This window comes from Burkholderia sp. Bp9012, from assembly GCF_003853825.1.
Taxonomy (GTDB): domain Bacteria; phylum Pseudomonadota; class Gammaproteobacteria; order Burkholderiales; family Burkholderiaceae; genus Burkholderia; species Burkholderia diffusa.
This window is the reverse complement of record NZ_QTQA01000068.1, coordinates 1-1,660: the sequence shown is the minus strand read 5'-3', so window position 1 is coordinate 1,660 and position 1,660 is coordinate 1. Positions and strand designations below refer to the sequence as shown.

At 59.9% G+C, this 1,660-nt stretch carries 1 protein-coding gene; it reads left to right on the top strand.

The features are described 5' to 3' along the window. Positions 1 to 101: 101 nt before the first annotated feature. Positions 102 to 1,586, top strand: coding sequence for an ISNCY family transposase (locus DIE11_RS35890; RefSeq protein WP_124629849.1), 1,485 nt, complete (start codon positions 102 to 104; stop codon positions 1,584 to 1,586). Positions 1,587 to 1,660 lie beyond the last annotated feature (74 nt).

Here is a 1,660-nt window from a genome sequence, read left to right as displayed (position 1 = left end):
GTGTAGTAGCTTTCTAGAAATGTCGTGTTCTAGCCATTTAGAAATGTCGCGTTTGGACCTCGGTAAGCTTGCCGGCTCCCTGTCAGATCATGGAGCCGGCGATGCACCGAACAGCACTGGTGACATTGAACATGCGAGAACTCGACCGTCTGAAGGTAATCCAGGCTGTAGTGGATTTGGGCCTGAAGCCTGGCCGCGCGGCCGAACGACTGGGCCTAACGGTCCGGCAGATCGAACGGCTAGTGATTCGGTACCGGGAATCTGGTGCGGCTGGACTGACGTCGCGCAAACGTGGTCGTCCGGGGAACCGGCGATTGGACGAGGAACTGGCTCGGCGAGCGCTGACGATCATTCGCGAGCGCTACGCGGATTTTGGCCCGACGCTGGCCTGCGAGAAGTTGTCCGAGTGCCATGGCATCCAGTTGGCCAGGGAAACGGTACGGCGGCTGATGACGGATGCCGGTTTGTGGGTGCCACGCCGGCAGCGTCCACCTAAGGTCTACCAGCCGCGAGCGCGCCGGGCGTGCCTCGGTGAACTGATCCAGATCGACGGCAGCGATCATCGATGGTTCGAGGAACGGGCGCCCGCCTGCACGCTGCTGGTGTACGTCGACGACGCGACGAGTCGGCTAATGCATCTGCACTTCACGCAGACCGAATCGACCTTCAGCTACTTCGAGGCGACGCGGGCGTATCTGGAGCGTTACGGCAAACCTGGAGCGCTCTACAGCGACAAGTACAGCGTGTTCCGCAGTCCGACCGCGGGCAGGACCGGAAGCAGCGTGACGCAGTTTGGCCGGGCCATGTATGAGCTGAACATCGATACGTTCTGCGCGAACAGCAGCTCGGCCAAGGGCCGTGTCGAGCGAGCGCATCTGACCTTGCAAGACCGGCTCGTGAAGGAACTGCGGCTGCGCGGGATCAGCACGGTAGCCGAGGCCAATACGTATGCGCCCTCCTTCATGGCAGCCTACAACGCACGCTTCGCGAAGTCGCCGCGCAGCGACTTCAATGCGCATCGGCCACTGCGAGACGACGAGGATCTGGATACGTTATTGACGTGGCGTGAAACACGTCGGGTATCGAAATCGCTGACCGTGCTCCACGACCGAGTGCTTTACTTGCTGGACGACACGCCGGTCAACCGCAAGCTGATTCACCGCTACATCGATGTATGGGAGTACCCCGACGGGCGGATCGAAATCCGAGCCGATGGCAAGGTTCTGTCTTGCCGTCTTTACGACAAGCTGGCGGAAGTCGATCAAGGTGCAGTGATCGAGCAAAAGCGATTGAGTCACGTGCTACAAGTTTCGCAAGCGCTTCAGGCTCAGCGCGACAACCGTCGAACCTCCGGATCGCCGTCGCGAACCAATCAAGGTCAGGCCGTCCGCGGTTCAAAGCAACCCGTTGGCACGAAGAAGCAACGTGCATTTACGCAGGCCGACGTCGAGCAGGTAATCGTGGATCTCGCCGAACACCGACAGGCACAGAATCAACCTCGCAAACCTGGCCGACGGTCTGCGAAGGCCAACGCAGTAAGCGTAAGCGCCCTGCCCGATCAGGACCAGCTCTTCGACACGGCGTGATCTGCAGCCCATGAGAAACAAATCCTGAACCCCTGAAAACACGACATTTCTATTTAGCTGGCGCCACGACATCT

Coding starts and splice junctions, on each gene's coding strand:
- DIE11_RS35890 (WP_124629849.1), top strand. CDS start 102: ATGCACCGAACAGCACTGGTGACATTGAACATGCGAGAACTCGACCGT.